A 6697-nucleotide genomic window follows, 5' to 3' on the forward strand; every position below is an offset into this window, starting at 1 on the left:
ATCACGATGTCGACGTTGGGACCTGCCACGACGTCGGCGCCGAGGTACTCGCAGTCGTAGCCGTCCAGCAGCGTTCGGTGTGTCGCGTGTCCCGCCACGACCTGTCTGGCGCCGAGGTCGAGGACCCGGTAGTGCCGGTCGTGGCGGAGGTTTTCTCCGACACACAACTGCATCTGGTCGTAGCTTGACTGGTGCATCGATCTCCGGTCCGGCTCGGGGAGCCTCAGTGGGGGTCGAGGATCTCGCGACAGGCGAGTGTACGCAGTCCGACGGCTACGCGGGGGCGACGGGCCCGGTGCGGCCCGTCATCGCCAGTCCGGGTGAGCGTTCAGCCGCGGTCGCGGTGGCCGTGACCCTGACCCCGATCTGCCTGCCTCGCAGCCTGGGGGTGAGCAGCAGCCTGCGGCCGGTGGCGCGTGGCAGCACGGTGCCGTCGGCTCGCCACTGGTAGGTGAACCGGAGCCTGGCGACGTCCCAGGTCCCGGAGTCCACCCTCAGCCACTCCCCCACGCGGACGCGCCCGCTGAGGGTCGGTGACCCGGTGACACGCACCGGTGGTGCCACGCTCAGCTGTGCATCGATGTCCTGTACGGAGGTCGTGTCCGTGACGACCACGTCCCGGGCGAGGCCCGGCCGGCGTACGTCGTCCCAGTACTCGCTGCGGTACATCCCCGGCGCGGCGTCGAACGCGAGCCGGTATGTGCCCGGCTGGACCGCGATCTCGTAGCGGCCACCGGTCGTCAGGGGGCTGCCGGTACCGACCTCCGCGTAGTTGTCCGACGGGTCCCTCTTGAAGATGCGTACCGTCGCTCCCGACGCCGGGGACCCGTGGGCGCCCGTGACCCGCCCACTGATGGCCTGGAGGTCGTCGAGCTCGGCGTCCAGATGGTCCGAGGACTCGCTGCCGACGATCTCGATGCGCTTCGCGGCTGTGCGCGTGGTCGCGTCGTCCCACCACTCCGTGGCGTACCTGTTCTGCCGCGTGTCGCTGAACCTGAGCGTGTAGGTCCCCGGATCCAGCGGACCGATCTCGAACGATCCGTCCGCCGCTGTCACTGTCGGCTCGCTCCAGGACACGGAGTCCTCGAAGTGCCGCGTCTCGCTGACCAGGGCCCCCTCGACCGGCTCACCCCGTGTGTCGGTGACGGTGCCGCGGAGGTAGCCGGCGGGCTCCGCCGTCGCGGCCTGCGAGGGGCGCACCGACGCCGCCGGTGCCGCGATGAGTGCGCAGGCCACGAGCACGACGGCCCACGGCCTTCTGGTGACGACGCCAGTCAACGGACCCCCCATGGTCGATACGGCCGGCCGACGCAGCCTACGTCCCGTCGACGCTCCGCCGAAAGGTGGGCCCGACCTCGCGCGCCCCGTCCTCACGCGGGCGACCCGAACCAGCGGGTGAGCGCGTCCTCGAGCCCGGCGTCGGTCCCCTCGCCCACCCAGGCGACGTACCCGTCCGGGCGGACCAGCACCGCGGTGGGAGCGTCGACCTCACCGAGCACGGGCAGCTCCCAGGTGCCTTCGAACCGCGCGTCGACGAGCCGCACCCGGTCCGTCCACAGCGCCAGGTCGACCCCACCGGGCTCGCCGAGGTCGAGCAGGACCGGCCGGGCCTCGTGGAGCAGGGTGAAGACCCGGCACGGCCCGTTCGCGGTGACCAGGTCGAGGTCGGGCATGCGACGACCGAGCAGCGGGTGTCCCTCGCCGAGCTCGTAGCGGATGTCCAGGCCGGACATCATCGCGGCGTAGCGCGTGCGCGGCTCGTCCATGCTCAGCAGGTCGGCCACGGTCTCGCGCAGGGCGTCGAGGCGCGCGTCTCCGGGCCTGGTGAGGGCGACCTGCGCCATCGTGTTGCGCAGGACGCGGGCACCGACCGGGTGGCGTTCGTCGTGGTAGGTGTCCAGGAGGCTGTCCGGTGACACGCCCCTGACCACCTGGGCCAGCTTCCACCCCAGGTTCAACGCGTCCTGGACGCCGGTGTTGAGCCCCTGCCCACCCACCGGGGAGTGCACGTGCGCGGCGTCGCCGGCCAGCAGCACCCGTCCCTTGCGGTACGCCGCGGCCTGCCGGGTCATGTCGGTGAACCGGGAGATCCAGAGGGGACTGTGGACCCCGTAGTCGGTCCCGTAGACGGAGATGAGGGCCTCGCTGAGATCGCGCAGGGTGGGTTCACCGTTCGACACGACGTGTCGGTCGGTCACCATGATCCTGACCGGTCCGTGGTCGGCGTAGACGATCTCGCCGTCCCGGATCTCGTACTCGACCCGACCGAGCCCGTGGAGGCCGACGTCGTCCTGGCGCGTGCCGAGCTCCGGCTCCTCGGCCATCTCGGCCTCGGCGATCAGGGCACTCGTCGTCGGATCCCACCCCGGGAACTCGATGCCGGCCTGCTTGCGGACGAGGCTTCGTCCGCCGTCGCACCCGACGAGGTACTCCGCCCGCAGCGACTGGCCGTCGGACAGCTCGACGTCGACGCCGGTGTCGTCCTGGGTGAACCCGGTCGCCTCACGACCGCGGTAGACGGGTACGGCGAGCTCGTCGACCCAGCCGGCCAGGATGCGCTCGATGTGGTTCTGCCACAGCCCGAGGCCGTAGGGGTGCCGAGTCGGGAAGTCGCTGATGTCGAACGAGACCCGGGCGAAGCCGGCGACCTGCGCCACCTGTCCCTCCGCGAGGAACCGGTCGGCGATGCCGCGCTGGTCGAGGACCTCGATGGTGCGCGCATGCAGGCCCCCGGCGCGCGAGCCGGGGAGATCCTGGCTGGGGCGGCGCTCGACGACGGCAGCGTCGATCCCCGCCAGCGTCAGCTCGGCGGCCAGCATCAGCCCGGTGGGGCCTCCCCCGATGATCAGTACGGCATGCTCCGTCACGGCCCGGCCCCTCCGATGTTCTTGCCCAGGAGTCGGAGATTCTGCGGCACGAGGGGGGTCTTGCCGCAAGCCCCCCTGCGGGGGTTACCTTGGAAATGCGAGGGCGGGCGGCGGCGCACAGTGGAGAGATGGATCCGCGGGTCGCGGAGGAGGTGCCCATGCACACGGTCGTCACCCGGCCGGAGCTGCCGGTCCGCCCCGGACGTCGCGAGCGACGGGCGGCGCGGCGGCGACTGCGCCGCGTCGACGCGCTGTCGGCACAGCTCGCGCAGCTGCTGGCGCTCCGCACCCTGCTCGAGGACGCCGTCGAGATCGTCCGCCGAGGCTGGATCCAGGGCGCGTGGTTCGCGGTGGACCTCGGCGACCGGACCCGGGCGGTCAGCGCACCCGAGATCGGGCTGACCCGGGACCGCGAGGTCACCGGCGCCTGCCTGGTCGGAGCGGTCGTCCAGGCAGGTGGAGGACCCGAGGCGGTGCGCTCACAACCGGTCCAGCGGGCCCTGGACCTGGTCTGGCACAGCCTGCGCGAGGACGCCGGGCAGCGGGTCCGCTGGTGCCCCGGACCGCCGGTCCGGATGATCCACGTCCTCGACCTGACTCACTGGAACGACGCACCCGAACGGACGCGCGGCGACGTGGTCGAGCTCCTCCGGTCGACCGTGGCGACGGCCGATGCCCAGCGGGAGAGGTGCCGGTCCGAGCGGGCAGCGCTCGCCGGGTCGCTTCACCTCGCTCCGCGCGAGCCGCGTTTCGTCCCGCGCTAGCTGCGTTGGCCTCGCCCCTCGAGGATGTCGAGGTCGCGCTCGGCGAACTGCCGGTGGTGCCACTCCTCGTTGAGGACGACGAGCAGCACCTCGCGGACCGGGAAGCTCTCGGGCGGCGGCCAGCCCGGACCCTCGACCGGCTCGGTGTGAGCGGCGAGCGACTCGTCGGTCAACCCGTCGACCACCGAGCGCACCGTCGCCATCCGGTCGCGGCGCAGCGCCAGGGCCTCGTCGAGGCCGGGGCGGGCCTCGCGGTCCCGCGGGACCCCGGGGGTGTCGGGCATCTCGTCCCAGGGCAGGTCGAGGGGGTCCCACGGCGACGGGTCGCCCTGGATGCCCCGCCGGACCCAGGAGTCGGTCGCGAACGCGAGGTGCCGCAGCGTCTCGATGAACGACCACTCGCCGTCCACGGACTCGTGCAGCAGCTCGGGGTCGAGGCGGCGCGCCCGCTCCACCGTGCCCTCCCAGAGCCGCTCGAGGAGGTCCCAGGCGTCCCGGAAGCCCTGCGGGTCCGTCGGGCGCATCTTCGCCCGGTCGGGGTCGCGCCGGTCGAGCTCGGCCTCGACGAGCGGCGCCACGTCGACCCCGTTCAGCAGCAGGTTCTCGAACTCACCGTTGATCCGGACGTCGCACATCTCGACGCCGTTCATCACGACGCCCCGGAGGTCGACACCGCGGAAGGAGGCCCGCGTCAGGTCGACGGAGCGGAACTCGGCACCGGTCAGGTCCACGTGCTCGAAGCGGGAGCCGGTCAGGTCCTCGTTGGTGAACTCGGCCATGACCGGACGCTAGCCCCTCACACCAGCGACAGGAACATGACGTGCAGGCCGACGTACCCGTGCTCGGGCGAGCGGAACGCGCCCGGCACGGTGCCGAGGATCTCGAAGCCGAGGTCCTGCCACAGGCGTACGGCGGCGACGTTGGTCTCCACCACGGCGTTGAACTGGATCCCGCGGTAGCCCTCGTCGCGGTGCCACTGCACGACGTGCTCGGCCAGGGCCCGTCCGACCCCACGGCCCCGGGCCTCGGGCGCCACCATGAACGAGGCGGTGCCGATGTGGTCGCCGTGGCCGGGACGGTTCGGACCCATCTTGGCGGTGCCGAGGATCCGCCCGCCCTGGTGGCCGTCCTCCTCGAGGACCACCGTCCGGCCGGGAGGTGTCTCCATCCACCAGCCCCGGGAGGTCTCGATGGTGAGGTCCAGGGGGAACGCGTAGGTCTCCCCCGCCTGCACCGTGGCGTCGAAGATCGGCCAGATCAGCGGCCAGTCCTCGATGGTGGCGGGCCGGATGGTCATTCGCCGGTCGACCCGTCGATCGACTCGCGGATCAGGTCCGCGTGGCCGTTGTGGCGGGCGTACTCCTCGATCATGTGCAGCAGGATCCAGCGGAGGCTGAAGCGGCCCTCCTCGGCGTGGTGGCTCTCCCGGACCGACAGTGCGTCCAGCCCGCCCTCGTGGAGCACCTGCCGGATGTTCCGGTCGGCGGCGGCGATCGCCTCGTCCAGCAGCCGGCGCAGCTCGTCGGGGCTGTCGTCGGCGGCGGTGCGGAACTCCCAGTCCGGGTCGGCGTCCCAGTCCAGGCCCTGCCACGGCTCGGCGTCCGGGTTGTCGAGCAGGACCACGCTGAACCACCAGTCCTCGACCAGGGCCATGTGCTTGAGCAGGCCGCCGAGGGTCAGCGTGGACGGCTCGTGCCGGGTGGCCTGCTGGGCCTGGCTCAGCCCCTCGGCCTTCCGACGCAGGGTGTTGCGCTGGCGGTCGAGGAAGGCCAGCAGGCTCTCGACCTCGCCGGCGGCGAGGGGCGGATGGATGCGGTCAGTCGCTTCGCTCACGTCGCCACGCTAGTGGCGCGGACGGCCGCGCGACCACCGAGATCCGCTCAGCCCCACAGGCCCAGCAGCTCCCCACCGATCCGCACGATGAACGCCGCCACGACCACGATGAAGAACACCCGGACGAACCGCGAGCCGCGGGACACGGCCGTGCGGGCGCCGACGTACCCGCCGGCGAGGTTGCAGACGCCCAGCACCAGCCCGACCTTCCACAGCACCGCGCCCTGCGGGACGAAGACGCAGAGCGCGGCCAGGTTGGTCGCCCAGTTGGCCAGCCGCGCCTTGGCCGACGCCTCGAGGAAGCTGTAGCCGAGCAGTCCCACGAGGGTGAACACGAAGAAGCTGCCGGTGCCCGGGCCCAGGGCGCCGTCGTAGAAGCCGATCGCCAGCCCGGTGACCATCGCGACGGCGGTGTGGCGGCGCCCGGAGAACCGCAGCGCGGTCACCTCGCCGAGCCGCGGCTTGAGCACCACATAGGTGCCGACCACGATCAGGGCGACCAGCACGATCGGGGCGAACGCCGACGCCGGGATCTGCGAGGCCGCCAGTGCGCCGAGCACGGAGCCGACGAAGGCGAGCACCATCAGCGGGCCGAAGGTGCGGGGGTCGGGACGGATCCGGCGGAAGTAAGTCGCGCTGCTCACCGTCGTACCGCAGATGGCGGCGAGCTTGTTGGTCGCGAGCACCTGGACCGGCGCGGCGCCCGGCAGCCCCAGCAGCAGGGAGGGGATCAGGATCAGGCCCCCGCCGCCGACCACCGCGTCCACGAACCCCGCGGCCAGCGCCGCCAGGGCGAGCAGCGCGAGCACGGTCGAGGTCGGGTCGTCCACCCGGAGGATCGTAGGGTGCTGGCGTGCGCATCGTGTCCCTGCTGCCGTCGACGACCGAGATCCTGTTCGCGATCGGGGCCGGCGACGACGTGGTGGGCGTGACGTTCGAGTGCGACCACCCGCCCGAGGCCCGGACCAGGACGATCGTGTCCACCTCGGCGATGCCGGAGGGGCTGGCGCCCGCGGAGATCGACGCGTTCGTGGCCTCCGCCGTGGCGCGCGGGGAGGACCTCTACCGCCTCGACGAGGGTGCCCTGTCCGGCCTGGACGCCGACCTGGTGGTCACCCAGGACCTCTGCGCCGTGTGTGCCGTCGACGTGTCCGTGGTGGACGACGCGCTGGCCCATCTCGGCTGCACCGCCGAGGTGCTCACCATCGACCCCCACACGATCGACGAGGTGTT

Annotated in this window: 8 protein-coding genes and 1 pseudogene; 2 read left to right on the top strand and 7 right to left on the bottom strand. The window is 72.2% G+C overall.

The window, feature by feature from the left end:
- From VFN12_RS05010 to VFN12_RS05020, 3 genes are all read right to left on the bottom strand, one after another.
- Positions 1–197 (bottom strand): hypothetical protein (locus VFN12_RS05010; RefSeq protein ID WP_325117505.1); only part of this gene is annotated, 197 nt, incomplete at its 3' end.
- Positions 198–273: 76 nt separating this feature from the next.
- On the bottom strand, positions 274–1278 hold the full coding sequence (locus VFN12_RS05015; protein WP_325117506.1) for a carboxypeptidase regulatory-like domain-containing protein: 1005 nt from the start codon (positions 1276–1278) through the stop codon (positions 274–276).
- Positions 1279–1370: 92 nt separating this feature from the next.
- On the bottom strand, positions 1371–2867 hold the full coding sequence (locus tag VFN12_RS05020; RefSeq protein ID WP_325117507.1) for an FAD-dependent monooxygenase: 1497 nt from the start codon (positions 2865–2867) through the stop codon (positions 1371–1373).
- A 128-nt stretch (positions 2868–2995) separates the two neighbouring features.
- On the opposite strand from VFN12_RS05020, the gene VFN12_RS05025 reads away from it, so the two are divergent.
- Positions 2996–3631: a DUF6197 family protein gene (locus tag VFN12_RS05025; protein WP_325117508.1), complete on the top strand. Its 636-nt coding sequence runs from the start codon at positions 2996–2998 to the stop codon at positions 3629–3631.
- On the opposite strand, the gene VFN12_RS05030 is transcribed toward VFN12_RS05025, so the two are convergent.
- Genes VFN12_RS05030 through VFN12_RS05045 form a run of 4 tightly spaced genes read right to left on the bottom strand, consistent with a single transcriptional unit; the run spans position 3628 to position 6294 of the window.
- A complete protein-coding gene (locus VFN12_RS05030) occupies positions 3628–4410 on the bottom strand; it encodes a DinB family protein (RefSeq protein ID WP_325117509.1) in 783 nt (260 codons plus the stop codon). The genes VFN12_RS05025 and VFN12_RS05030 overlap by 4 nt on opposite strands.
- A gap of 17 nt (positions 4411–4427) precedes the next feature.
- Positions 4428–4928 carry a GNAT family N-acetyltransferase gene (locus tag VFN12_RS05035; protein ID WP_325117510.1) on the bottom strand — a complete coding sequence of 167 codons (501 nt, stop codon included), beginning with the start codon at positions 4926–4928 and terminating at the stop codon, positions 4428–4430.
- Positions 4925–5464, bottom strand: coding sequence for a DinB family protein (locus tag VFN12_RS05040; protein WP_325117511.1), 540 nt, complete (start codon positions 5462–5464; stop codon positions 4925–4927). Before VFN12_RS05040 ends, VFN12_RS05035 begins: the two co-directional genes overlap by 4 nt.
- Before the next feature lie 47 nt (positions 5465–5511).
- Positions 5512–6294 carry a TSUP family transporter gene (locus tag VFN12_RS05045; RefSeq protein ID WP_325117512.1) on the bottom strand — a complete coding sequence of 261 codons (783 nt, stop codon included), beginning with the start codon at positions 6292–6294 and terminating at the stop codon, positions 5512–5514.
- Between the two features lie 23 nt (positions 6295–6317).
- Between VFN12_RS05045 and VFN12_RS05050 the strand changes: the two are divergent.
- Positions 6318–6697 (top strand): annotated as a pseudogene (locus tag VFN12_RS05050) (cobalamin-binding protein); the annotation flags it as partial.

The sequence above is a fragment of the Nocardioides sp. genome (genome assembly GCF_035703625.1).
Taxonomy (GTDB): Bacteria; Actinomycetota; Actinomycetes; order Propionibacteriales; family Nocardioidaceae; genus Nocardioides.